We start from the raw sequence: 26,242 nt of genomic DNA, 5'->3' as shown, positions 1-26,242 counted from the left end.
CTATCCTCCGTAACGGTAGTTATTTGATCGTAAATTTGGAAGTAAGTTTGCCCTTGTATGCACCTTTTCCGGTAACTGTGACACTTCCTTTACCGCGCTTTTTGTTGGCAGAATAAGTGATTTTGTAATTCTTACTGCTAAGCGTTTTGCCGGCGAAAGTCACAGTAACTTTCGGCTTTATCGCCTTGCCTTTGAATTTGTAGATTTTTTTATCAAGCTTCAAGCTGCCCTCGTCAAGCAAATATTTACTGCCGGTAATTTTGATATTTGAACCAGTCGCGATAGTATTGCCGCCACCGCCGAACGTATTTGATCTGAACGTTCCTTTTGTGCCTGCCGCGCAGACGATCTCTTTTCCCGCGTTGCGGCATATCTTACCGGACGTGCAATTGACAATGCCGCCATTGACAGCGATGCCGCGTGCGTTTGACTTGATAGTGCAATTTTTCAGCGTGATCTTCTTGGCAAATGAACCTTTGATACCGTCCTGTTTGTTGTTTAATATTTTTGCATTTTTTATCGTCAGAACACTGCCGTCTACAACACCGATGCCTGTTTCACCACTGCCACTGACCAGATCAGACGACATAGCCACACGGCTTGAATCGGAGATCTTCATGCCGAAATTTTTGACATTTTTGATCTTATTTTGCGACATTTCAATGTTGGAATTTTCTGAGATAACCAATCCACTTGACGCCCCGCCGACAAATTTGTTGTCCGAAATGTTCAGCGTGCAATCAATCACGCGCATTTGGTAACCTTTAGAAACGCCTGCAAGCTGAGATTTCGTTGCCTTGCTGACAAGGCTCACGCTGTTGTTGCTGACATCTCCCTGACACTTTCGCAGGTTCGCGAAACTCAAGCAATTGCTGGCTTTGTTGCCCTTTATCTCCATAGTGCGAAAGCCGTAAGCGTTGATACATGCGAATTTAATATCCTTAAATTCGCAATTATTGAACGTTATGTTATCGCCGTAAAGCTCGCTGTAATCGTGATGCGTACCGACAGCAACAGGCAGATCTTCAAATTTACAGCTGTCAACGTGAACATTTCGACAGCCGGTATTATCCAACGGAGCGGCACTTCCCTCGTAATCCTGCTCCTCCGAAGCATAGTCAAAATGCATCGCTTCCTGATACCATGCGCTGCCGCCTTGTTCCATATTTTTGCATTTTACAAAGTCAGAAAGTTCAACTCCGCTGATCTCGACGTCACTGCAAGCATTGAAGATCACGCCGTGACCGCCGCAATAATCATGAATGTATGTGTTTAATATATTTATATTTTGCGAATGGTTAAAGAGAAAAAGCGCCTTTGCACTCTCACGGTTTTTTACATTTCCGTCCCACTCACCACCGCTGACGGTAATGTTTTTCGCGTGTCCGTAACCACCGACTAGCGCGCCGCTGTCATCGGCATTTTTCAACATAGCTTGGCTTTCGTCCGTGCGAATGATCTTTGCACCGTCATCTAAAATCAGCGAGGTGTTGGAATGGATCGTCAGACAGCGCGAAATGTAGTAGACTCCGCGCGGAATATGAACAGTCTGCTGTTTGGCGCTGTCAGATTCGACCATATCAAGAGCATTTTGTATATAGTCTGTGTCGTCGATCTCGTCATCGCCGTTTGCACCAAAAAGCGTAATGTCAAATTCGTTAGGCACAAACTCATTGTTTTCGTCAATGACGACTGTTTTTTCCTGAGCAACGCCGGCAGCTTCGGGCAGCATCGCATAAACCGTTCCGCCCGCCATCATTAGCGCAGCCAGCGCCGCGCAGATAATCTTACTCACTTTGTCTGCCTCCTATTGGAATTTTGTTGTGATTTTAACAATATAGATAACAATTGGTACGATATATACCACCAAAGCCACAAACGCTGATACCGCTAACATGATGAATTTTGCCGCATTGTCGCATTTCAGCGGCTTTTCAAGCTTCTTGCGGAACACGATGTACGCCGCGAGCGCCGCAACTCCGATGCAGGAGATAGCCGCTCCCGCCGCAAATCCTTTCGGTATGAAGCTTATTTCGATGTCATTATTTCCCTTTTTGAGATCAAAACTTATGAATCCGGAAAGTGCGCGGCTGTAATCGACCATTTTGCCGTTGACTTTAATGGCATAATTATCCGAATATGGCAGGCTAACAAAGCAAGTTTGCGCCTTATCAAGCTTGCAACTGCCCTTCATGCCATTGTTCACGTCCGTAAGCCCAACGCCTTGCGCCGACTTGCAAAGCGCTTTCAGCCGCGCGGTGTCGATGCTCATTAGCCCGAACGAAGCGCAGGTAATGTCTTTCTTGCATTTAAATGTCACCTTAACGCTTTCATTCTTGAAATCGCCGAGGCAATACAAACCATTATTTGACGAATTAGGATAATTTGTGCGTGCAACTGATGAGTTCACCGAGATGTCGAACGCATCAAATATAGGCTCGGAGAGATGATTTGTAAGCTCATCGAAGCAATCCGCATAAAGCGCACAGGTGCCGTCAACATCGAATTCGTAAGTTACTGTATCTCCCATGTGGAATGTGTATTTACCGTCTTTTTTCGTCAGTTCGCCGGTCGGCTCGTACCTTGTCACAAGGTTTTCGCCGAGCAGCGCCTCGCTCATATATTGCTGAACGCCAATGCGGTCAAGTTCATCGGGCAGATCTTCCTTACCGTCTAGTGAGCCTTTATCTGCCAGCAGACCCATAGGCAGGTAGTTTGGCAAATGCTCTATGCGTCCCGCTTTTGACTGGTAAATAATACTGCTGCCGTCGCAGCCGCCGTTGATCTCGTACTTTATCGAAAGCATAGCGTCGGTAAGGCGCGTGCCATCGACGGCAAGAGTTTCCATCCAAACGCCGCTGTAACCAAGCCGCTTCATTGTGAACATGAAATTGCGGTCGTTCAGCGAGGTGTAGTGTGAAATGGTATCATAACCCAGCGCTCCGATCATGTTGTTATTGTAAAATTTCGCATAGGATTTCACGCGGTAAAAATCGTCGTCGTCAATGCGGTCAGCAAGGTCGTAAGCTTCTGACTGGCTTTTGTTGATCTCCTCATTGTGCATCGCGGGGTAGCCGATGTAAACGCCGCTGCTGAAAAAGCTCTCGCCGACGAAAACTATCGCGCAGAACGACAGGAAAACGGTCTTGTGAATAAAACCTTTGCGGTAGAAAAAGTGTGCCATTCCGTATATCGCCAGCACGATCAGGAACACCGAAATAAGCCATTTGAACGACTCCAGATCGCCCCAAAGGGTGCGCGAGAAACGGCTGATCTCCTCTTTTTTCTTGTCGGCGAGGGTGTTCATGTAGTAGAACGCCAGCGCCGCCGCAACGCCGCAGACCGCGAGCGTTACGATGTTGACAGGTAAATTTTTCTTAAACTCAACGGGTTTTTCGAGGGAATATGCCGCGCAGAAGAGCATAAGGAAGATGGTTATAAATCCAAATCTATACGGAAATGACATATAGTTGCCAGTATGCCACATTTTGTTTATAGGCTCGATAAACATCGGTATCAGCGTTAAGCAAAGCAGGAGGATAAGGCGCTTGTTCCGCGCGCTGTGATCGCCGCGAACGGCGATGTCCGTAACGGTTATCACTATGGCGAACGCCGAGCAGAAAAGCATTGGCAAAATCGTAAAGAAATTGGTGATGAAGTCCGAGCCGACTATCGAATCAACTATCGTGGTTTCACCCCTGCCCGAGCTTAAATACTGGAGCAGCGAGGGCAGCCAGACCACTGCCGTCAGCAGTGCAGAGATTGCCGAACCGACAAGTATATCGCGGCAGACGCGGCTGCAAAATTCATGGCTGTGTGCTCCAAGAATATACACAACTGTAAATAGCAGTATGAAAATTACCACCATATAGCTGATATAGTAGTTGACTACCACCATTGATGAGAGCACGAATATGTACATAAGCGGCTTTTGCCTGCGCGTTATCCTATCCAGCGCGATCATCAACAGTGGGAAAAGGTACATCATGTCAAGCCAGATAATATTTTGAAAATACATCATCGCGTAGCCTGATAGCGGGTACATCACGCTGAGAAGCATTACAGAAAATGGGTCGAGCTTTTTGCGGCAGAGGGTGAAGCAGAGCGAAGCCGTGAACGCCGCGACCGACATTTTCAGCGCGACGAGCACATTCGCGAACATCATCATATCCGCCTTATCGACAAATTTCACGAGGAATGTGAACGGGCTTGCCAAAAAGAAAAAGAACACGCCGAAAAAGTTCATTCCGCCCGAATTTTTCATGTTAAGGAAAAAACCGCTTTTGCCGTCTAAAATATCCTTAAACTGGTTGAGCAGAGGAACTACCTGCTGCGACATATCGCACCAGGAAAGGGAACGTGTTCCAAACGGATACATACTGTTTTGGTAATAAAATACCATCATGAAGTACATTACGAAAAATGCGGGGAAAATTATCGACGCGTAATGCACTATTTTACTGCCTTTGATCTTCATTTTGATTGCCTCTCTTTTGCGGGGATTATTTATATAAATTCATTATAGCACATCTTCAGCGAATTTTCTACATCTCGGAAACAAATTTGTAACATTATCCAAAAATCCGCAAAAAAACTGTTGATTTGTAACATAGCGAAAAAACTCCCGCCGACCGTGAAAAGTCAGCGGGAAAATCTATACCTTTATAATAAGATTGTCAGCAGAGCGATCGCCAGACCCACTATCGTGAAGATGAGCGCTTTTGCGAGCGTTACCTCGCTGCGGATAGTGCGGAATTTGCCCTTTTCGCCGAGGCAGAGCTTTACTTTTCCGCCCTGTTTCAGTCGGCAGGGACGATACGCCTCGCGCGGCATGAAGTACTTGACCTCGCCCTCCTGCTCGTACTCGAAGCGCGGCATGAGGTAACGGTTCATCGAAGCGGAACGGTTTTCCTCAGTGACCTCGGTGACGGTGGCTTCGACAACGGTGGAGTAGCGCTTTTTGCGAACGGGACGAAGTTCCCAAAGCATTACAATGCCGTAGCGGCAGACTAAAATGCCGCCGAATAGCAGCACTGTACGCAGCAGAAAAACAAACATCATAAAGCCCGAAACGCGCTCGGAAATATTAAAAATATCAAGTCCGCCCATAGTACAGATCTCCTTCTTCCAAACAGATTTTAGTATATTTTATCACAATAATAAGAACATATTGCAATGCTTTGATTAACTATAGATTAACAGTTGTCCGCCGTATATGCCGTTTTCAGCGTATTACCATAAAAAAGGGGTTGACATAGCGCGGCGGATATTGTATAATTAAAGTATGTGGAAACGCAAATTAAGGAAAGTTAAAAAGGATTGGTAGCATGAGATCAAAAATAATTGCCGCCGCAGCAGCCGCGGTTTTCCTCTCGGCGGGCGCGCTGACAGCTTTTGCCGACTATGGTTACGAGGACTACAATACCGATTACGGCTACGGCGATTACAACGACTATAATTACGATTACAACACCGATACGGACTATACATACGACGACACCTACACGGGTTACGGCACATACGACACGGAAACTTCTTCCACCGACCCCACACAAGACCACCCGACAGTGGTTTCGCTGACGCCGACAAAGATCAAGGACATGAAGTTTTCGGCGGCGCTGAAGATCAAGAACAAAAAGCCGATAACCGCGGCGGACATCACGATAAATTACGACGCTGACGTTTTCAAAGTTACGGGCAATCAGGTGCACGAGGAAGCGGGCGGCGAGGCTGCCGCGACCGACATGGGCTCTGGCGTATTTCAGTACATTTACACCAACACTGCCGGCTCGGAGTACGACGGCGACTATCTGACGATAGATTTTCAGATACTTGACCCGACCGTGCGCTCGTCCGTACTGTATATAACTGTAAATTCGATACTTGATGGAGATTCACAGTCGATAACCGCGACCGCCGATGGAACAATAATCCAGATAGAGGGCGCTGTGCCTGCCGACGCTTCCGCTGACGAGTCGATGTACACCGAGCTGCGCGTTGCGAAAAGCGACCAGACGATAACTTTCAGCTCGCTGGGTCTGAAAGACGTAAAGAGCGTGACTTTTGAGGACGGCTCGCTCGCGACCGCTGACGACAAGGGCATATCCACACTCGCCGAGGGTCTTACCAACATGACTGTTGAATTTAACGACGGCACGTTCAAATATTACAGATTAGTCATCTCCACGCAGAGCGCTGTTACGCAGACCGAGAGCGCTGCGGAAGCGGGTGCGACGATAGAAAACGCCGCCGACACGAACGCGACATCTGTTACCAAGACCGAAAGCGGCAGCTCGGAGCGCACTAAGAAATTCGTGATATTCTTGTTGGTGCTGCTCGCGATAGCGGCGCTGATAATCGAGTATTTTGCGGTATTCGGCAATCCGTACAAGCGTTACGCGCTGAAGAGCAATATCAAGCCGAAGCCTGAGAAAGAGCCGCAAACGCCGATAGATGACGACGATTTCTTCCCTGAAGAGCCCGACCGCAGTGAAGATACCGAGGGCGATGAAGAGGAAGTTGCGGAAGCTGACGAAGCCGATACGGAAGAGTACAAAGAGGCTGAATCAGAAGAGGAAACTGAGGAATATTCTGAGGAAGAAGCCGAGGAATATGAAGAGTCCGAGCCCGAAGCGGAGGCCGCCAAGGACGAAGAGTCTAACGAAAACGAAGAAAAGTAATTATAAAAAAAACGGAGCGTTCAGTTGCGAGCGCTCCGCTTTTTTGTGTTCAAATATTTATATTACGATGCTTGCTCAAACTGGCTGTTGTAAAGCTCGGCGTAGAAGCCGCCGCGCTCCATCAGCTCGTTGTGAGTACCGCTTTCGATAACGTCGCCGTCTTTCATTACCAGTATGAGGTCGGAGTTCTTTATTGTGGATAGTCTGTGAGCGATAACAAAGCTAGTTCTGCCTTTCGTCAACTCGTCCATCGCACGCTGTATTATCAGCTCGGTGCGGGTATCGACCGAGGATGTCGCCTCGTCGAGAATGAGCATCGGCGCGTTTTGCAGCATCGCGCGGGCTATCGTGAGAAGCTGTTTCTGACCAGCCGAGATAGAGGCGCTTTCGGAAAGCACGGTATCGAAACCGTTCGGCAGCGAGTGTACAAATTTATCCAGTCCGCAGGCGCGGCAGACCTGCTCCAACTGCTCGTCAGTAATGCCCTGCATATTGTAGACCAGATTTTCGCGAACTGTGCCCTCGAAAAGCCAAGTGTCTTGCAGCACCATGCTGAAAAGCTCGTGCACTTTTTCGCGCGTAAGCTCGGTTATCGGCACACCGTCGATCTTTATTTTGCCGCTGCCGATCTCGTAAAAGCGCATCAGCAAATTGACCATCGTGGTCTTGCCAGCGCCGGTAGGGCCGACTATCGCGACCTTCTGACCGGGGCAAACCTCCGCCGAAAAGTCGTTGATTATGACCTTATCGGGCGTATCGGGGTAGCTGAAACGGACGTGCTCGAAGCTTACTTTGCCGCGAATTTCGGGCAGCTCGGCGGTCTTTTCGCTTTCGTCAGCCATCTCTTCGCTTTCGAGGAAGTCGAAAATGCGGTGCGCCGAAGCGGAAGCCGTCTGCATATTCGTCATGCCCTGCGCTATCTGCGTGAGCGGGGTGGTGAAAAGGCGGACGTAGAGAATGAACGAAACTATCACGCCGAACTCTATCGTTCCGTTCATCGCGAGGATAGAGCCGACCACGCACACTGCAACGTAGGCGATGTTGCCGATGATGTTCATGAGCGGCTGCATTACGCCGGAAAGGAACTGCGAACGCCAGTTAGCGTCGTAGACAGCGGCGTTCAGGCTATCGAAATGCGAGAGCACCTTGCGCTCAGCGCGGCTGATGCGGACGACCTCGTGACCCGAGTACATTTCTTCGACAAAGCCGTTTAGCTCGCCCAGACTTTTCTGGCGCGCCGCGAAAAAGCGCTGCGAGCGCGACATTATCAGCACCACCAATCCCATGCCGACGAACGTTACCGCCAGCGAGATGAGCGCCAGCCGCCACTGGGTCGCGAACATCATGATAAGGCAGCCGACGAACTGCGTTGCCGCGCTGATTATGGTCGGCAGACTGTTTGTCAGACCCTGCTGGAGGGTGGAAACGTCGTTAGTCATGCGGCTGAGTATGTCGCCCTGCGTGTGGGTGTTAAAATATTTCTGCGGCACGCGGTTGATCTTTTCCGAAAGCTCGCCGCGCATACGGTAGGACATTTTCAGCGTTACCACCGCCATGATGTAATGCTGAACGAAGCCGAAAAGCGCGCTGAGCAGGTATATCGCCGCGAGGAAAATGCCTATCTTCGCGATCTTGCCGAGGTCGATGCCGCCGAGCAGACCGTCTGACATTATCGTCGCCATATCGCCGATCTTGTTCGGGCCGATTATCGTCATGACCGCGCTGAGCGCCGCGAGGACGAGGGCGAGGATCACCACGCCGATGTCGCCGTGCAGATATTCCGAAAGGCGCGGCACGGCTGTGCGTATACCGCCGTCTTTATTTTTTCTCATGTCAGTCCCCTCCTTACGCCAATTCGCTCGCGCTGAGCTGCGAGGTAGCTATCTCGCGGTAAACGCTGCAATTTTTCATAAGTTCTTCGTGTGTGCCCAAGCCGACCATCTCACCGCGGTCTAGCACGGCTATCTTATCTGCGTGGCGAATAGTGCTTATACGCTGCGCGACGATTATTTTTGTCGAGCCTGCGAGCTGCTTGTTCAGACCCTCGCGGAGCTTCGCGTCAGTACGGTAATCGAGCGCCGAGAACGAGTCGTCAAAAATAAGTATCTCAGGCTTACGCGCCAGCGCACGCGCTATCGAAAGGCGCTGCTTCTGACCACCCGAAACGTTTCTGCCCATCTGCGCTATCGCGTAATCGCTGCCGCCCTCAAGCTTATCGACAAACTCTTTTGCCTGCGAAATCTCTATTGCAGATCCAAGGTCTGCGTCGTCGAACTGGTGAGCGCTCTCGCCGAAAAATACGTTTTCGCGAACAGTGCCCGAGAAGAGCACGGCTTTTTGCGTGACGTAGCCGAGCTTATCATACAGCGCGGCGAAAGTGTAATCCTTGACGTTTACGCCGTCCACAAGCACCTCGCCCGAGGTCGCATCGAAGAAGCGCGGGATTAGGCTGACTAGGGTAGTCTTGCCGCTGCCCGTAGCGCCGATGACCGCGAGTGTTTCGCCCTTTTCCACGCGGACGTTTATGCCGCTGAGCTGTTCGGAGGAAGCGTGCGGATAGCGGAAGGAAACGTTTTTGAACTCCACCGTGCCGACCTCGCTGCCCTGCTGCACGCCGCCCTCTTTTACGTTAGCCTCGCGCTCGAGCACATCGTTGATACGCTCAGCCGACACCTGCGCCTGCGGGAGGAGCATAAATATCATGACGAGCATCATGAATGACATCACGACGTAGGTCGCGTAAGTGCTGAAAACCAGCACCTCGCTGAACATCGAAAGGCGCGCGGCGGGGTCGGTAAGGGCGATGTTGTTGACAAGCGCCGCGCCGACCCAGTATATTGCGAGCGCCAAACCGTTCATGCCCAGCCCCATAGTCGGCTGAACGAGGGCAAAGAGCTTTTGGTTTTTCATCTGAAGCTGCATCATGCCCATATTCGGCTCGTCGAATTTATCATTCTGAAATTTCTCGGCGTTGAAAGCGTGCACTACGTTTATGCCGTTGAGGTTTTCGCGCGCTACGCGGTTGATCTTATCCGTCATTTTCTGCACAAGGCGAAAGCGCGGTATACAGCTGCTCATGATGAGGAAAATGCTGACTATCAGCACGACCACGAAAGCCGCGGTGACCGCAGAGAGCTGCCAGCTTTTGCCGAGAATTTTTATTATCGCCCAGACCGCCATTATCGGCGCTTTTATCATCATCTGCAAGCCCATCGCAACTATCATCTGTATCTGCGTGATGTCGTTCGTGGTGCGGGTTATAAGGCTGGGTATCGAGAAATCCTGCATTTCCTCGCTGCCTATATCCATTACGTGGTGGAAAAGCTTTTCGCGCACGGCGAAGCTGAGCCCCGAGGCGGTCTTTGAAGCAAAATAACCGCAAGCGACGGCTAGCAGAGCACTCACGGCGGTGCATCCAAGCATTTTCAAGCCGATATTCACGATGTCGGCGGTAGTGCCGGATGTTTTTATCAGCACGGTAAGCTCGGTCATGTAATCGGGCAGACGCAGATCGAAATACACCTGACACACCACGAAAACCAAGCAGACAAGCGCCATCAACTTTTCGCGGCGGCGCAAGTTTTTCAGCAGTTTTATCATATATCTTCACTCTCCTTTTCAAACCCGTTCTTTCTCATATCCTCTATGTTTTCGCCGATCGCGGAAAGGCATTTGCGGAAAACTTCAATATCGGCATGGCTGATGCCCTCGAGCAGGCGGTGTCCGAAGCGTATTTGCAGTTCCCTACCCTCTTTTACGATGTCCGCGGCGGCGGGAGTGAGCACCAGACGAGTTTTGCGGCGGTCGTTCGGCACAGTTTCGCGCGTAAGCAGACCCTCGTTCACCAGCCTTTCAACGTGCACGGAAACTATGCCCGATTTCAGACCGCGCATAAGGCAAATATCGCGCGCGGTGTTGTTATCCGGATTATTCGATATGAACATGAGTATATCGACAGCCATAGGCGGCAGACCTGTTTTTTTGCAGAGCGGGCGCAGCATGTTATGGTACGCCTCCATAACCCTGTTTGCGCTGTAAAACATTTTTGAAGCAGTCATTCCGTTCATTTCGTCAAAAATCCTCCTAATATAAGAAAGTCTAAAATTAGAATATCTATTATTATACGCATATTTATATTAAATGTCAAGCACATGGCGGTTAATATTTTATGAACGCAAAAAAACTGCACAGCCCGAAAGCCATGCAGTTTTTGTAAGCAAATTTTATTCGTATCAGCCCATTACAACTTCAACATTTACAGTCGAGCCTGCTGCGGCTACAGGGAGAACATTGCCCTCTACCGCCTTGCCGTCAACGGTAACGCTCTTAACGCCCTTGCAAACGTGCTCGGGGTTCTTAACGGTGATGTTGTAGGTAGCGCCTCTGTACTGACGTGTAGCGGTAAGGCCGTTCCACTCGTGAGGAATGGAAGGATCGATCTTCAGACCGTCGAAATCAGCCTGTACGCCGAGGATGTACTGGGAGATAGCTACCATGTTCCATGCGGCAGTACCTGTCAGCCAGCTATTCTTGCCCTCGCCGAATCTGCTTGCGTCCTTACCTGCGATCATCTGACCGTAAACGTAAGGCTCGGTCTTGTGCAGGTCGGAGATCTCTTCGTTGAACGCGGGAGCGATCTTGCTGTAATACTCGAAAGCCTTATCACCTCTGCCGGCGTAAGCCTCAGCGCAGATTATCCATGCGTTGTTGTGGGTGAAGATACCGGCGTTTTCCTTGTATCCGCCGGGATAAGTCGAGATCTCGCCGTACTGGATATAGTACTTGGAGAATGCGGGGTTGTTCAGAACAAGGCCGTACTTGGTATTGAGGTACTTGTCGATAGACTCAAGGGTCTTGATGTCAGCGCCCTCGTCCTTGCCTATCTCAGACATTACGGCAAAGCCCTGCGGCTCGATGAAGATCTTGCCCTCTTCGCACTCCTTAGAGCCCATCTTAGCGCCTGTGGAGTCGTAAGCTCTGAGGAACCAATCGCCGTCGAATGCGGAATCCATAACGTTCTTCTTCATCTTGTCGATCTCAGCCTGAGCAGCAGCAGCTTCATCGTCCTTGCCGAGGTGCTTGAGTATAGCAACGTAGTTCGGGCCGGTGTAGGTGAAGAGCGTAGCTACCATTACAGACTCAGCTACCTTAGAGTAGCCGCCCTCAGCAGCAAACTTCGGGTTGGTGTAAGTCTGGAAGCTTTCGCCGGGAGTGTCAGAGTAGCAGGAAAGGTTGATGCAGTCGTTCCAGTCAGCTCTCATAGCGAGCGGCAGACCGTGAGGGCCTACGTTATTAACTACGCGGTAGAAAGATACCTTGAGGTGGTCGAGCATCGGCTTAGCCTTCGACTCATCGTTATCGTAAGGTACCATTACGTCGAGGATAGACCAGTCGCCTGTTTCCTTGATGTATGCGGAAACGGAAAGGATCATCCACAGCGGGTCGTCGGAGAAATCGCCGCCGATGTCGAGGTTGCCCTTCTTGGTAAGGGGCTGATACTGGTGGTAGCAGCCGCCGTCAGGAAGCTGGGTGGAAGCGATGTCGATTATACGCTCTCTTGCGCGGTCGGGGATCTGGTGAACGAAGCCGAGAATATCCTGGTTGGAATCGCGGAAGCCCATACCTCTGCCGATACCGCTCTCGAAGTAAGAAGCGGAGCGCGAAAGGTTGAAGGTGACCATGCACTGGTACTGGTTCCAGATGTTGACCATGCGGTTTACCTTATCATCGGGAGTGTCAACGTTGATAACGCTGAGCAGTCTGTCCCAAGTTGCTTTCAGCTCTGCCATGCCAGCGGCTACCTTTTCGGGAGTATTGTACTGCTCGATCATTGCGAGAGCTTTTTCCTTATTGATAGTTACGCCGTCAGCCTCAAACTTCTTATCAACGGGCATTTCAACATAGCCGAGAATGAATACGAGGGTCTTAGACTCGCCGGGAGCGAGGGTTATCTTCTTGTAGTGAGAAGCGATTGGCGACCAGCCGTCAGCGAAAGAGTCGTTAGCCTTGCCGGAAAGTACAGCCTGCGGGTTATGGAAACCATTGTAAAGACCGATGAAAGAATCTCTGTCGGTATCGTAGCCGTCAATCTCGTCGTTTACTGTATAGAATGCAAAATGATCTCTTCTGTCTCTATACTCAGTCTTGTGGTATATGGTAGAACCTACTACTTCTACGCGGCCTGTGCTGAAGTTTCTCTGGAAATTGGTGCAGTCGTCCTGCGCGTCCCAAAGGCACCATTCTGCAAAAGAGAAGAAGGAGAAGGTCTTTTCTGCGTCGCTCTCGTTAGTAAGAACTACCTGCTGTACTTCGCCCGCGTAATTCTGCGGTACGAAGAAAGTAGCTTCGGCTTTCAGACCGTTTTTCTTACCTGTGATGATGGTATAGCCCATACCGTGGCGGCACTCATAGAAGTCAAGCTCTGTCTTTACAGGTGACCAGCCGGGGTTCCAGATAGTTTCGCCGTCTTTTATGTAGAAATATCTTCCGCCCATATCTATCGGCACATTATTGTAGCGGTATCTTGTTATACGGCGCAGTCTTGCGTCCTTATAGAAAGAATATCCGCCCGCTGTGTTGGAGATGAGCGAGAAGAACTCCTGTGTTCCGAGGTAGTTTATCCACGGATATGGAGTTCTGGGGTTTGTGATGACGTACTCTTTGTTCGCGTCGTCAAAGTAGCCAAACTTCATGTTTAAATATCCACCTTTCGATATATTATGATTTTATTTTAAGGCAACACCGCACATCAAATATGCGAGCCTTGCTTGTAAAAATTTTCAGCCGTAAAGACTGATACCCTCATCGGTAATTTCGGAAATGATATAATCCAGCCCGTCGAAATGCACAAGTATCCTGCGCTGCATCACGGTATCCGCCTGCGAGTCGTAAGAAACGTTGGTCTCCACGCTGATATTCGCGCCGTCGCCGCTTTTGCTGAGGGTGCATTTGCCGAATTCAACAGTTGTCACCCCGCCCGTTTCGGTCTTGGAATATGAATCTATATCCAATGCTTTCGCGGCGGTCTTTGTCATAAGCGCCGTCGCCTGCTCATAATCGCCGCTGTCCATATAGCTGTACCAGCGGGTTATAACGTCGCGCGCGCCGTCGCAATACTCTATCGCCCTGCCCTGCAAGTCGATCTCATTCGGCTCGGCAGGCTGAGTTTCCGTTTCGGAGGACTCGTCCGCCGCTTCTGTCATAACAGCCGTTATGGTAGCCGCGGGCTGCTCCGCCGTAGCCGTCGTGGTGACCGCCGCGGCAGAAGAGCTTTCGGCGGAAGAAGCACCGCTTTCAGCAGAATTTCCGCAGGCGCAAAAGCAGAGCACCGCAGCCGAAGCAGCCATCATTGCCGATATTTTCCTTCTTGTCATATCATAAGATCTCCCCGTAATAAGCTGCTTTTATAAACTCAGCGCTGTGAAACAGGCTTCGCGCTGCTGAATATTGCCGAATAAAAATAGTAGCTTATCTCAAATCCGCCGCTGTAAAGCACGGCGTCTTTATATCCATTATCTTTTACCATAGAATAGATCTCGCCGGTATCGTCAGAAACTATTTCGCCCTGCTGCATTTGTGAGTAGGTTTTCTTGGGGATCTGCAGCTGAACGAATTCATCTTTATCCTCAAAGCCGACGAAATATTTGCCCGACTGAGTACTCAGCACATATTCATACGGCTCAGCGACCGTAACGCCTTGGTAATCGGCGTAGATATGGTTGCCGCTTAAAATAAACGCCACAACGGTGTAGATCATCAGACCCGCGCTGCCTAAAAAGCCGTATACTTTCGCCGAAGAATCGCTGCGGTGAAAGCCGCGCTCGCAAATCAGCGCCACTATCAGCACCGCGAGCATTATCAGCGCCAACACAAGCCCTATGCGGTTATTGCGCAGGAAAATGCGTATCGCTTCCTTGCCGCTGAGCACGTCTACTTTCTTGCCCGCTTTATCGCGAAACTCGAACACAAGCATACTGATCAGCGCGCTGAGCAGGAATAGCGCCCGCCACTTCATCTTTTGGTCGAGAAATTTCTCTTCCTCTGGCGTGAACGGCTGATCGTCGTCGATGATCGGAGCTTCGTTTATATCTTCTCTATTCATATTGTAAAGAAGCGCTGCCAACATTCAAAGCTTTCGCCCTTTGCAAGCTCTTTATAGCCTGTAACATCGTCGCTGAGCTTTAAGTTCGCGCAGTTTATCATTGCCGTCATAGGCTCGGGACAGAAATATCCGTTGCCGCCGCGGTCGTTCCACATATTCCAGAATTTGTATTCTTTAGACACCTCGTTGCAAAGACGCTTGCCAGTATCCTTATCGGTGATGACTACGCCGTAGAAAGGCTTGCCGTCAAGCTCGTTATCGCAGGCGGTGTACATATCGTTCGAGATCTGGTGGAGGACGGGGCGCATAATGCCGTTTTTGTAGCGCATATCCTTGGTGCCGAGCGGCAGAAGCTTTTCGGTAGGCAGGCAGCGCTTGTCCAACTCGCAGCGCTCAACTATCGGCACGCTCAGGCGCAGCGACTTCTGTCTGCCGCCGTCGGTAATGGGCGCATTTATGCAGGTGTGTGTGCAGATAGAAACGGGCAGCTTTTTATCAGAGAGATCCTCCAGCTTTACCTTATGGGTAAGCCCGTTGTCCGAAAGCTCGAACGTGTAAGTTATCTTAAAATCTATAGGGAAATACTGATACATTGGGTCTTCTGCGCCGTGTGTAAACGATGTCACGAGAACGGCTTTGTCCTCCTCAGCAGCGACCTTTTCTATTTTATGCGCACGCTTATGCACCCAACCGTGAAGATGGTTGCCCAGCTTTACCTCGTTTACAGGCAGATGATAAGCGCCATCGGAAGTCTTCAGCAGGCCGCCGTCGAAGCGGTTCGGCAGATAAAGCGTAGGCAGACCCCATATTTCGCGGGCCTTATCTATCTGCGCCGCGGAACATTTATCGGAATATCTAAAAACCTCGATACCCGCCTCTTCATCGCGCATACGCCAAACGGAAGAGCCGTACTCGGGCGAGATCACCGCAGAATATTTTCCATATTCAAGCAAAACGCATAAAACGCCCTTCATCACAAAGCCCTCTTTGGCAGTTATCTTTTTATTCATATGAATTCTCACCCTTATTTTTATAGTTTCCGCGAAGTTGCTTAAACGTTTTCGTTTTTTATTCAGAGCAACTTCTCATTTGTAATTATAGCATATTTATTTCTAAATAGCAATAGTTTTTTGTACAATTTTTAATTTTTTATTTGTCAAAACTGACCGAAAACGATTTAGATGGCTACTTTGTACGTTTATTTATGTATCTGGTGTGCAGCTTGGAATATACTATTTTTTGGCTGGAGTAGAGTCCGTAATAGCCCGAAAGCATATAGCTCACGCCGCACGCCGCCGCGAAGAGAACTATGCCCTCGCTGCCAAAAAGTTCTAAGCTCAGGAAAAGCGAAGCCGTAGGGCAATTCACCACCGAACAGAAGAGTGCGACAATGCCGACCGCCGCCGCGAAACGTGCGTCAAGCCCTATCAGCGGGGAAAATGCGCAGCCGAGGGTCGCGCCAATGAACATTGTCGGAACTATCTCGCCGCCTTTAAATCCGCAGCCGATAGTCACCGCGGTGAAGATGATCTTGAGCAGAAACGCGGCGGGGTGCGACTTACCCTCTAACACGGCGTTTTCGATAACGTTCATTCCCGCACCGTTGTAATCAGTAGTCCGCAGGAGCAAAGTCAGCGCGAGTATCACCGCTCCGCCGACCGCCGCACGCAGGTATTTGTTCTCAAAAATCTGCGAAAACCACTTGTTCGCCGTTTTCATCGCAACGCAGAAAAATATGCTTATCACCGCACAGACCGCCGCGAGAATGCAGACCCGCACGACTGAGCCGAACGAGAGGTGCGGCACGAATTTGCTGATATTTAAGCGAGTCGGCTCGGCTTTCATGAGCAGCGAAATCCCGTAAGCCGTAAGCGAGGAGGCGATGCACGGAACGAGCCCCGCGTAGTAGATAACGCCAACGCTTATGACCTCCATCGCGAAAAAGCAGGCGGTAAGCGGCGTTCCGAAAAGCGCTGAGAAAAGCGCGCTCATGCCGCACATCACCGCCAGCCCGATGTCCTGCTCCTTAACGCCGAAAAGCTCGCCTATGCGGTTGCCGATACTGCCGCCGAGCTGGAGCGCCGCGCCCTCACGTCCCGCCGAACCGCCCGCAAGGTGAGTTATCACCGTAGCGACAAATATCAGCGGCGCCATTCGCAGTGGAACGTGGTCTTTCGTGCGTATCGAGCTGATTATAAGGTTCGTGCCGCCGTCGTTATCGAAGCCGAAAATGTGGTAGATCAGCGCGATGAGCGCGCCAGCGGCGGGCAGCGTGAAGATGACCCAGCCGTGCTCCCCGCGGAACTCGGTAGCGGCGTTCACCGCCATGTGGAAGAGCGCGCCGACAACTCCGCCGACCACGCCCGTGACCGCCGCGATGACTGTCCATCTAAAAAATATGAACATATAATGTCCCGCCGACTCCGACTCTGCTATCAATCTGCGTTTCAGCCTTCTGACAAGCATTTCAGCAGCCCCTTTCGTTCATGAAAAAAGGCGGAGAAATATCCGCCTTTTAAAAATTTTTGACAATATCTTGTGAAGATCAAGCTTCTGCGATAACCTCGACCTCTACGAGAACGTCCTTAGGAAGCTGCTTTACAGCAACGCAGGAACGTGCGGGCTTGGAAGTGAAATACTTTCCGTAAACGCCGTTAAATGCAGCAAAATCGCACATTTCTTTAAGGAAGCATACGGTCTTTACAGCCTTATCGAGGCTGCTTCCTGCCGCTTCGAGTACAGCTGCAAGGTTCTTGCAGACCTGCTCGGTCTGTTCTTCGATGGTCTTAGCTGTAACGTCGCCTACTGCGGGGTCGATAGCTATCTGACCCGAAGTGAAGATTAGTCCGCCGACCTTTTTAGCCTGCGAATAAGGGCCTATCGCGTCAGGTGCATTCTTGGTGTAAACTGTTTCTGCCATGTTGATCTACTCCTTTATATTTGATATTTGAACATACTGCCGATCAGCAGTAAAGTGAATATGTACCGTGATTTTCGCGGCTGACGAACTCGGTGTACTCAAGCGCGCTGCCGTTTTTATACGCGGCGATGAGCTTACGCGTGAGGTCGGGAACATCGTCGCGGGCGAGGGCTTCGTCAATATCGACCCACACCGCTTCGCTGTTTTCGTCGCCGTCGGAATGTGCTTCGCCGCCAACATAGTCCGCCGCGAAAACGACATACCAATCTTTGAGATTAAAGCGAACGCCGACAAGCCGCTTCGGCTCAGCCGTGATGCCTGTTTCCTCCAGCACTTCGCGCACGCAAGCCTGCTGGGGAGTTTCGTTATCTTTCAGATAGCCGCCCGGGATTATAAGCCGACCCTTGCCCGCGCCGTAAGTGTGGCGGACGAGGAGAATTTTGCCATCGCGCTCGACTATCGCGGCAACTGATTTCTGCCAATTTTCTGCCATATCTGCCGCCTATTACTTGTTTACTAGCTTGAAGCCTGCATCGGTAAGAGCCTTTCTTATCTCAGCCTTGTGCTCGTAATTTCTGGTTTCGAGAACTATGCGGAGTATGCAGTCGGTGATGTCGCTGTCCTCGCTGGCGCGCTCGTGGTGAACGGAAACAACGTTGCCGCCGAGGTCTGCAATGAGTTTGGAAACATCTCTCAGCTGACCGGGCTTGTCCTCTAGCTGGATAGTGAGTGTGTCGGAGCGGCCGGACTTGAGCAGACCGCGCTTGATGACGCGCGAAAGGATAGTAACGTCGATGTTGCCGCCCGAAACAAGGCAAACGACCTTTTTGCCCTTTACGGGAACTTTGTTAAACATTACCGCCGCAACGGAGACCGCGCCCGCGCCCTCTGCGATAAGCTTATGCTGCTCGATCAGCGCGAGGATAGCCGAGGAAATTTCATCGTCGCTAACGGTAACAACGTCGTCAACGTACTTCTTGCAAAGCTCGAAAGTGTGCTCGCCCGGCTCTTTTACCTTGATGCCGTCTGCGATGGTCGAAACAGAATCGAGGCACTCGATCTTATCGTCTTTGAGAGAATTTACCATAGAAGGTGCACCAGTTGCCTGAACGCCGTAGACCTTAATGTTAGGATTGAGCGATTTCAGCGCGAAGGCAACGCCCGAGATAAGTCCGCCGCCGCCGACGGGAACGACTACTGCGTCAAGGTCGGGAAGCTGTTCGAGCAGCTCAAGGCCGATAGTTCCCTGACCTGCGATAACGTTTTCGTCGTCAAAGGGATGTATAAATGTGTAATTATTTTCCTCTTTAAGCTGGAGCGCTTTGTTGTAAGCGTCGTCATAAACGCCCGGAACAAGGCAGATCTCAGCGCCATAGCTTCTGGTCGCCTCGACCTTAGAGATCGGCGCGCCGTCTGGCAGGCAAATTACGGCTTTTATGCCATTCTTTTTAGCGGCAAGCGCAACGCCCTGAGCATGGTTTCCAGCGGAACAGGCGATAACTCCCCTTGCTTTCTCCTCATCTGTAAGCTGGGAAATTTTGAAATACGCACCTCTCACCTTAAACGAACCTGTTACCTGCAAATTTTCCGTTTTGAGGTAAACGTCAGCGTCAGGATTGATCTTTTTTGCTTTGATGCACTGAGTAGGCGCGAGCACCTCTTTCAGAACGTGAGAAGCCTTATAGACTTTATCCAGAGTCAGCATAAATTACCACCAATACCTTTCCATACAAAATAAAAAATCTCCGCTCTCGATAAAAATCGAAGGCGAAGACGTAAAAATTCTCCGTGTTACCACTTCGTTTGCCGCAAAATGCAGCCACTCATTATCCTTTAACGCAGGAAACGTGCGAAGCTAAAGAAAAACATTCACTCCGCAGGCTCGGGGATGATCTGCTCAGGGCTTTCCTGCGGCATTACACCAGACTGCCGCTCTCTGTAAGGCATTTCCCTGCTCCGTTCCCGTCGCAGCTTTTGAATATACTAATATAATACTCTCTGATTTTAAGGTTGTCAATAGATATTTTATGAATTTTTTTCGCCCGAGCAACCGCGAACATATGTTGACATTTGCACGCAAGGGTGCTATAATATATAAGGTATATCGCGAGCGGAGGTGGACAGAATTGGCAGACACAAAAGAGATAATCAGCAAGATAATGGAAGACTTGCGACAGAATAACAGCCGAAACTTTTCCGAAAAAGTCTACACCGACCAGCCTATACTTATACCCGCCTCGAAGATGAAAAATTTCACGCCGCCTAAGTACCGCAAAATGAAGGCTATCGCGCGAAGCTACCATTCATTGGATATGTCGACCGCCGAAATCTTCTATAAACAGGCAAAATTTATGGAAGCCTTCGAGGACGATTATGAATATTACGGTGATTTTGTAAGATATTACCCTACGTATCGCGATATGAACGACGAACAACTGCGTGGATATTTTTCATGGCGCACTAAAATTCGCCATGGGCAGTATGATCCTGCGCCGCTTGCGTTCGCATTCGTCTACATTTATGAACTTCTGAACGGCATCGGCTCAACAGAACCGAAAGACGGTTTCGTAAAATTGCAGGATTTTCGTGAAAATTTCGGCAAGATCGACAACCGTATCGAGAATTACATGAAGCTTTGGTTAAACGATTTCGCTGTCTATTACGACCTCGACCCGCAACTTATCACCGACCTTGCGCGCACCGATTTTGACAAAAACGTGCTTGCATTGGAGAACTGTGCGGATACGGATGACGATACACTTTTCTCAGCAATTACAGAGCTTTCGAACTATCGGATCGACCGCTCTAAGCTGTACAAGAACTACTCAGACATCGCCGAAAAAGCGATCTGCGAGGTGTTCAGAAAAGTCTGCGAATACTACGCAAAGAACCGAAAACACGGATATTGCGAAAAACTTTTCGGAAAACGTGCTTCGATCTCGTACTATATGTTCAGCTCGGCGGTGTTTTTCGACCGCATAAAACGCGATAATTACGAATATTCGGTAAGCGGCGTGCAGAAATACCGCTGCGAAAACGGTTTCTGGACTTGCGAAAAATATTACGGAAGCCGCAAGAAAAGCACCGAACTTGGCACGCTCGTCAAGGCTGTTGACCGTGCTCTGCGCGTGAAATTAGGCGTTGAACCATACTTAAAGCCCGACAAGATAACGAAAACGTTCGAGCAGATCATTGAAAAAATTATCAGCGAAAGAAGCAGTTTGAGTGTTAAAAAGACTATTGAAAAAGAGCTTGAGCCGCCGCGCGAGATCACGATAGACATTTCAAAACTCGGGCAAATTCGCGCTGCTGCGGACGTTACTTGCGAGAAGCTTATCACCGAAGAAGAGGCGTTTGACAAAACTGAACTCGAAGATATTAACATTGATGATATTTCTGCTGAACAGATGAATGATGATAAATTGGCAAGCGATGAATTGCCGCTTGATGATAATGAATACGAATTTTTGAAACTAATTATATATAAAGATGAGAAAAGCGTTAGAGATTTTGCAAAGAGTAGAATGCTTATGATCTCAGTAATTGCAGACAGTATAAACGATAAGCTTTTTGATATGTTTGACGATACAGTATTAGAATTTGAAAGCGACATTCCTAACGTTATTGAGGACTATCTTGAGGAGCTGAAAGGACTGATAAAGCCATGAAGATACCTAAGAGGATTGCGGCAACTTTAATAAATTCACTCAAAGGCGGCGTTGTGCCGAGAATAGGTCTGCCATACATCACGGTCGGCAGGGAAAACGAGATCAACGCTCTGCTGCACGATGTTGACATAATCGCGGACGGCGGCGCTTCGTTCAGATTTATAATGGGCAAGTACGGAAGCGGTAAAAGTTTCCTGCTGCAAACTATACGAAATTACGTTATGGACCGAAATTTCGTAGTTTGCGACGCTGACCTTTCGCCCGAAAGACGTTTGCAGGGTACGAAGGGTCAAGGCCTTGCCACTTACAATGAACTCATACGAAATATTTCCACGAAAACACGTCCCGAGGGTGGCGCGCTGACGCTGATCTTGGACAGGTGGATAAACGCCGTGCAGACCGAAACCGCTGCCGAAAGCGACCTTACTCCCGACTCGCTCGAGTTTGAAAAGGCGGTCGAGAAGAAGATCTACGCGGTCATCAATTCGCTGAACGAAATGGTGCACGGCTTCGATTTTTCGCGCCTGCTGACCCTCTACTACCGCGCGTTTGCCGAGGGCGACGACGAAACTAAAGGCAAGGTCGTCAAGTGGTTTCGCGGCGAGTACGCAACAAAAACCGAAGCGAAAAGCGAGCTGGGCGTGAACATCATCATTACTGACGAAGATTGGTACGAATATATCAAGCTTTTCTCGGCTTTTCTGAAAATGGCAGGATATTCCGGAATGCTTATACTGATTGACGAACTGGTCAATATTTACAAAATACCCAACAGCATAACGCGTCAGTACAATTATGAAAAAATATTGACAATGTACAACGATACGCTTCAAGGCAAGGCGAAGTACATCGGCATAATCATGTGCGGCACGCCGCAGTGCATTGAGGACACGCGGCGCGGCGTTTACAGCTACGAGGCGCTGCGTTCACGGCTTGCGGAGGGGCGGTTTGGAGGCGAGGTAAGCGATATGCTCGCGCCAGTCATCAAGCTTTCGCCGCTGACTTACGAGGAAATGCTGGTGCTGATCGAGAAACTGGAGGACATTCACTCGGGGCTTTTCGGCTACGAGAACAGGTTACAGCAAGAAGATCTGATAGATTTTATTAAGATCGAGTACAGCCGAGTCGGCGCAGACACGAACATCACGCCGCGCGAGGTCATTCGCGACTTCATCGAGCTGCTCGACATCACCTATCAAAACCCGCAGCTCGACGTTCGCAGTCTGCTAAATTCTGAGAAATTTGAATTTGCAAAGCCTGCGCTTGAGGAACAGGCGCAGCAGACGGCGGAAGATTTCGCGGAATTTGAGATCTGAGGGCTGTGACTTATGGACATTTTTAACAGATACGCACCTTTTATACAAGATTTTATCTACCAAAACGGCTGGGAATCTCTGCGGGCGATACAGATGGCGGCAGGCGACGCAATATTCAACACCAGCGAAAACGTTTTACTCTCCGCCTCGACCGCTTCGGGCAAGACCGAGGCGGCTTTTTTCCCGATACTCACCCTCTTTTCCGAAGATATGCCGACCTCTGTCGGCGCGATCTACATCGGCCCGCTAAAAGCGCTCATCAATGACCAATTCACACGGCTGAACGACCTCTGCGCCGAGGCGGACATACCCGTTTGGCACTGGCACGGCGACGTTTCACAGTCACACAAAAGCAAAATGCTGAAAAATCCCTCGGGCATTCTCCAGATCACGCCCGAGTCGCTCGAAGCGATGCTGCTACGCAAACACGCTGCAATTTCAAGACTTTTTGGCGACCTGCGGTTCATCGTGATCGACGAGGTGCACTCGCTGATGCGCGGCGACCGCGGCGGACAGACACTCTGCCTTATCGAGCGGCTTTCTCGAATGGCGGGCGTGAACCCGCGGAGAATAGGGCTTTCGGCGACCATTGGCGACCCGCAAAAGGCGGGCGAATTTCTCTCGGCGGGCACGGGCAGGGGCACGATCGTCCCAAAGATCGAGAGCAAAGGCACGAAGTGGCGGCTTTCGATGGAGCATTTTTATATTCAAGGCCCGCAGGCTTCCGACGGCAAACCTATTGCGAACGCTCTGCCCGAGCTTGACAGCGTCACCGACCGCGCACCAGACTCCGCCGACCCCGGTATCGGCTACATTTTCGAGCACACGCGCGGCAAAAAGTGCCTTGTTTTCGTCAACTCGCGCGAAGAATGCGAGGCTGTCACCACTACCCTGCGGCAATACTGCGAGGCGAAGCAGGAGCGCGACCGATTTTTGATACACCACGGCAACCTCTCCGCCTCATACCGCGAGACCGCCGAGGAGATAATGAAAGACGACGAGCAGTTTCAGACAACCGTCACGACCGCCACACTCGAGCTCGGCATAGACATCGGCAGGCTTGAGCGCGCCTTTCAGCTGGACGCGCCGTTTACGGTCTCCTCATTTTTACAGCGCATGGGACGAACTGGCAGGAGAGGTCTGCCGCCCGAAATGTGGTTCGTTATCCGCGAGGAAATGCCCGAAGCGCGCGCCATGCTGCCGACCACCATTCCGTGGAAACTTTTGCAAGGCATCGCGTTGGTGCAAAGCTACCTTGAGGAACGCTGGGTAGAGCCGCCCGCCGAGGGCAAACTGCCGTTCAGCCTGCTTTTCCACCAAACGATGAGCACGCTGGCTTCCTGCGGCGAGATGACGGCGGCGGAGCTGGCTTCGCGCGTGCTGACGCTCAACCAATTCAAGTGTATCTCTCGCGACGATTACAAGATATTACTGCGCCATATGCTGGAAAACGATCACATACAGCGCACCGAGCGCGGCGGATTGATAGTCGGCATTGCGGGTGAGCGAATCGTCAACTCTTTCAAATTCTATGCGGTTTTCCAAGAAAATGAAGAATACACCGTCCGCTGCGGTTCGCACGAGTTGGGAACTATCGTGAAGCCGCCGCCTGCGGGCGACAAGATCGCCATTGCGGGGCACGTTTGGATAGTTGAGGAAGTTGACCGCAAGCGCAAGCTCGTCTACTGCGAGCAAGTCAAAGGCAAAGTGCCCGCCTATTTCGGCGAATGCCCCGGCGACATCAACACGAAGATCCTCGAGCGTATGCGGCAGGTGCTGCGCGAGCAAAAAAGCTTCCCCTACCTCATGAAAAATGCCGCGGCGCGCTTGCAGCAGGCGCGTCATAGTGCAGATAATTCTGGTTCGGCGTACAAACCGCTGATCTGCCTGGGCGGAGATATGTGGTGCTTATTCCCATGGCTGGGAACATACGCATTTCTCGCGATGGAGCGCTTCTTAAAACTGCGGTGCGGCGCGCGGCTGGGTCTAAAAGGCATGGACTCTTCCCGCCCGTACTTCATACAGTTTAAAATGAAAGTCAGCGAGCAGGAATTTTGGCAGATATTGCACGAAGAAGCCGCCAAACCGCTTGACCCGATGGAGCTGCTTTACCCCGGCGAAGTTCCTGAATTTGAAAAGTACGATCAGTATGTGCCCGACGAGCTGGTGCGCAAGGGCTTTGCTTACGGCGTGCTGAACATCTCAGAAATGTTAGCGCGAATTGAAAATATGAACGGAAATATCAAATAAAAACAGAGCCATTCACCCGAAAAAAGTGAATGGCTCTTGAATTATTGCGTATAATTATTGTACGAAATTACATCTTCTCAACGATAGCGAGCGTATCTCTTGCGATAAGCAGCTCTTCGTTAGTCGGAACTACCCAAACCTGAACCTTAGAATCATCGGTAGAGATCTTGCAAACTTCGCCTCTTACCTTGTTCTTTTCGGGGTCGATCTTTATTCCGAGAAACTCAAGACCCTCGCAGGAATTTGCTCTGGTAGGAGCGTCGTTTTCGCCGATACCGCCGGTGAAAAGTACAGCGTCAAGACCGCCCATAGCAGCCGCATAACCGCCGATGTACTTCTTGATCTCGTAGGTGAACATCTCGTTTACCATCTTGCAGCGCTCGTTGCCCTCTTCCGCAGCCTTGCTGATGTCGCGGTTGTCGGAAGAAACACCGGAGATTCCGAGGAAGCCCGACTTCTTATTCATGTAAGAGGTCATTTCGTCGGGGGTGAAACCCTTCTTTTTCTCAACGAAGTCGATAGCCGAGGGGTCAACAGAGCCGCAGCGAGTACCCATGATTAGTCCGTCAAGGGGGGTGAAGCCCATAGTGGTATCAACGCTCTTGCCGCCGTCAACTGCGGTGATGGAAGAGCCGTTGCCGAGGTGGCAGGAAACTATCTTCAGCTCCTCGGGCTTCTTGCCCATCAGCTTAGCCAGCTCAGCCGAAACAAATCTGTGAGAAGTGCCGTGGAAGCCGTATTTTCTAACGTGCAGATCTTTATAGCACTCGTAAGGCAGACCATAGAGATAAGCCTTGCGGGGCATGGTGGAATGGAACGCGGTGTCGAAAACTACTACCTGCGGAACGCCCTCAGGGAGAACTGCCTTGCAGGCGCGCAGGGCGAGCGCGTGGGGGTGGTTATGTACGGGAGCAAGCTCAGCCAGCTCATCGATCTTGTCGATAACTTCGTCGGTAGCGATGCAGGTTTCCTTGAAAACCTCAGCGCCCTGAACTATTCTGTGGCCGACAGCCGAAACCTCGCTCATAGAGTCGAGAACCTTGCCCTCGCCGGTGGTGAGCACCTCAACTAGCTTCTCAAAAGCCTCGGTATGGGTAGGGAAATCGCAGTCCTGCTCGATCTTTCTGCCGTCGCCGGTCTTATGCGAGATGTGTCCGCCGATGCCGATACGGTCGCAGTTGCCCTTTGCGATAACTGATTCGTCGGTCATATCGAGAAGCTGATATTTCAGCGATGAAGAACCGGCGTTTACAACCAATATTTTCATTTTTAAAGACCCCTTTTCGGAATTATTCTTACGGATTTGT

General features: G+C 50.4%; 19 protein-coding genes and 1 other annotated feature. Of the genes, 4 read left to right on the top strand and 15 right to left on the bottom strand.

Annotated features, from left to right (window positions below):
• Positions 1 to 19: 19 nt before the first annotated feature.
• The 3 genes from LI114_RS08055 to LI114_RS08045 form a co-directional block, all read right to left on the bottom strand.
• Positions 20 to 1,795 (bottom strand): right-handed parallel beta-helix repeat-containing protein, encoded by a 1,776-nt coding sequence (locus tag LI114_RS08055; protein ID WP_227220244.1) that lies wholly within the window; start codon positions 1,793 to 1,795, stop codon positions 20 to 22.
• Positions 1,796 to 1,807: 12 nt separating this feature from the next.
• The gene (locus LI114_RS08050; RefSeq protein WP_227220243.1) at positions 1,808 to 4,477 is read right to left on the bottom strand and encodes a YfhO family protein; all 2,670 of its coding nucleotides are present in this window, start codon (positions 4,475 to 4,477) and stop codon (positions 1,808 to 1,810) included.
• Positions 4,478 to 4,662: 185 nt separating this feature from the next.
• Positions 4,663 to 5,109 carry a hypothetical protein gene (locus LI114_RS08045; protein ID WP_227220242.1) on the bottom strand — a complete coding sequence of 149 codons (447 nt, stop codon included), beginning with the start codon at positions 5,107 to 5,109 and terminating at the stop codon, positions 4,663 to 4,665.
• 218 nt (positions 5,110 to 5,327) lie between these two features.
• Here LI114_RS08045 and LI114_RS08040 point away from each other — a divergent pair, with 218 nt between their 5' ends.
• Entirely contained in the window at positions 5,328 to 6,680 is a 1,353-nt protein-coding gene (locus tag LI114_RS08040) for a cohesin domain-containing protein (protein WP_227220241.1), read from the top strand.
• A gap of 62 nt (positions 6,681 to 6,742) precedes the next feature.
• Here the strand turns inward: LI114_RS08040 and LI114_RS08035 are convergent, their stop codons facing one another.
• The 11 genes from LI114_RS08035 to ilvA all read right to left on the bottom strand — a co-directional run bounded on the left by LI114_RS08035 (position 6,743) and on the right by ilvA (position 19,406).
• Complete coding sequence (locus tag LI114_RS08035; protein WP_227220240.1) at positions 6,743 to 8,512, bottom strand: ABC transporter ATP-binding protein; 1,770 nt, start codon at positions 8,510 to 8,512, stop codon at positions 6,743 to 6,745.
• 13 nt (positions 8,513 to 8,525) lie between these two features.
• The gene (locus tag LI114_RS08030; RefSeq protein WP_227220239.1) at positions 8,526 to 10,280 is read right to left on the bottom strand and encodes an ABC transporter ATP-binding protein; all 1,755 of its coding nucleotides are present in this window, start codon (positions 10,278 to 10,280) and stop codon (positions 8,526 to 8,528) included.
• Positions 10,277 to 10,747, bottom strand: a complete 471-nt coding sequence (locus LI114_RS08025; protein ID WP_227220238.1) for a MarR family winged helix-turn-helix transcriptional regulator — start codon at positions 10,745 to 10,747, stop codon at positions 10,277 to 10,279. Before LI114_RS08025 ends, LI114_RS08030 begins: the two co-directional genes overlap by 4 nt.
• A 165-nt stretch (positions 10,748 to 10,912) precedes the next feature.
• Positions 10,913 to 13,372 carry a GH36-type glycosyl hydrolase domain-containing protein gene (locus LI114_RS08020; protein WP_227220237.1) on the bottom strand — a complete coding sequence of 820 codons (2,460 nt, stop codon included), beginning with the start codon at positions 13,370 to 13,372 and terminating at the stop codon, positions 10,913 to 10,915.
• 87 nt (positions 13,373 to 13,459) lie between these two features.
• Positions 13,460 to 14,053, bottom strand: coding sequence for a hypothetical protein (locus LI114_RS08015; RefSeq protein ID WP_227220236.1), 594 nt, complete (start codon positions 14,051 to 14,053; stop codon positions 13,460 to 13,462).
• 38 nt (positions 14,054 to 14,091) lie between these two features.
• Positions 14,092 to 14,781: a hypothetical protein gene (locus LI114_RS08010; RefSeq protein ID WP_227220235.1), complete on the bottom strand. Its 690-nt coding sequence runs from the start codon at positions 14,779 to 14,781 to the stop codon at positions 14,092 to 14,094.
• Complete coding sequence (locus tag LI114_RS08005; protein WP_227220234.1) at positions 14,778 to 15,791, bottom strand: aldose 1-epimerase; 1,014 nt, start codon at positions 15,789 to 15,791, stop codon at positions 14,778 to 14,780. Before LI114_RS08005 ends, LI114_RS08010 begins: the two co-directional genes overlap by 4 nt.
• Before the next feature lie 175 nt (positions 15,792 to 15,966).
• Positions 15,967 to 17,247: a chloride channel protein gene (locus tag LI114_RS08000; protein ID WP_227220233.1), complete on the bottom strand. Its 1,281-nt coding sequence runs from the start codon at positions 17,245 to 17,247 to the stop codon at positions 15,967 to 15,969.
• A gap of 79 nt (positions 17,248 to 17,326) precedes the next feature.
• Positions 17,327 to 17,701: a RidA family protein gene (locus tag LI114_RS07995; RefSeq protein WP_227220232.1), complete on the bottom strand. Its 375-nt coding sequence runs from the start codon at positions 17,699 to 17,701 to the stop codon at positions 17,327 to 17,329.
• Positions 17,702 to 17,744: 43 nt separating this feature from the next.
• Complete coding sequence (locus tag LI114_RS07990; RefSeq protein ID WP_227220231.1) at positions 17,745 to 18,194, bottom strand: NUDIX domain-containing protein; 450 nt, start codon at positions 18,192 to 18,194, stop codon at positions 17,745 to 17,747.
• Positions 18,195 to 18,206: 12 nt separating this feature from the next.
• Positions 18,207 to 19,406 (bottom strand): threonine ammonia-lyase, encoded by a 1,200-nt coding sequence (gene ilvA / locus LI114_RS07985; protein WP_227220230.1) that lies wholly within the window; start codon positions 19,404 to 19,406, stop codon positions 18,207 to 18,209.
• Positions 19,407 to 19,467: 61 nt separating this feature from the next.
• Positions 19,468 to 19,679, bottom strand: a binding site (T-box leader).
• A 148-nt stretch (positions 19,680 to 19,827) separates the two neighbouring features.
• On the opposite strand from ilvA, the gene LI114_RS07980 reads away from it, so the two are divergent.
• From LI114_RS07980 to LI114_RS07970, 3 genes are read left to right on the top strand one after another with little or no spacing between them, the layout of a single operon-like run.
• Complete coding sequence (locus LI114_RS07980; protein ID WP_227220229.1) at positions 19,828 to 21,369, top strand: TerB N-terminal domain-containing protein; 1,542 nt, start codon at positions 19,828 to 19,830, stop codon at positions 21,367 to 21,369.
• Positions 21,366 to 22,685 carry an ATP-binding protein gene (locus LI114_RS07975; protein ID WP_227220228.1) on the top strand — a complete coding sequence of 440 codons (1,320 nt, stop codon included), beginning with the start codon at positions 21,366 to 21,368 and terminating at the stop codon, positions 22,683 to 22,685. Before LI114_RS07980 ends, LI114_RS07975 begins: the two co-directional genes overlap by 4 nt.
• A 12-nt stretch (positions 22,686 to 22,697) precedes the next feature.
• Positions 22,698 to 24,935, top strand: coding sequence for a DEAD/DEAH box helicase (locus LI114_RS07970; RefSeq protein WP_227220227.1), 2,238 nt, complete (start codon positions 22,698 to 22,700; stop codon positions 24,933 to 24,935).
• Between the two features lie 67 nt (positions 24,936 to 25,002).
• Here LI114_RS07970 and LI114_RS07965 read toward each other — a convergent pair whose 3' ends face one another.
• Positions 25,003 to 26,202, bottom strand: a complete 1,200-nt coding sequence (locus LI114_RS07965) for an acetate/propionate family kinase (RefSeq protein WP_227220226.1) — start codon at positions 26,200 to 26,202, stop codon at positions 25,003 to 25,005.
• Between the last annotated feature and the right edge of the window lie 40 nt (positions 26,203 to 26,242).

Source organism: Ruminococcus sp. 210702-SL.1.03, from assembly GCF_020559915.1.
Lineage (GTDB): Bacteria > Bacillota > Clostridia > Oscillospirales > Ruminococcaceae > YE71.
This window is presented reverse-complemented; position numbering and strand designations above follow the sequence as displayed.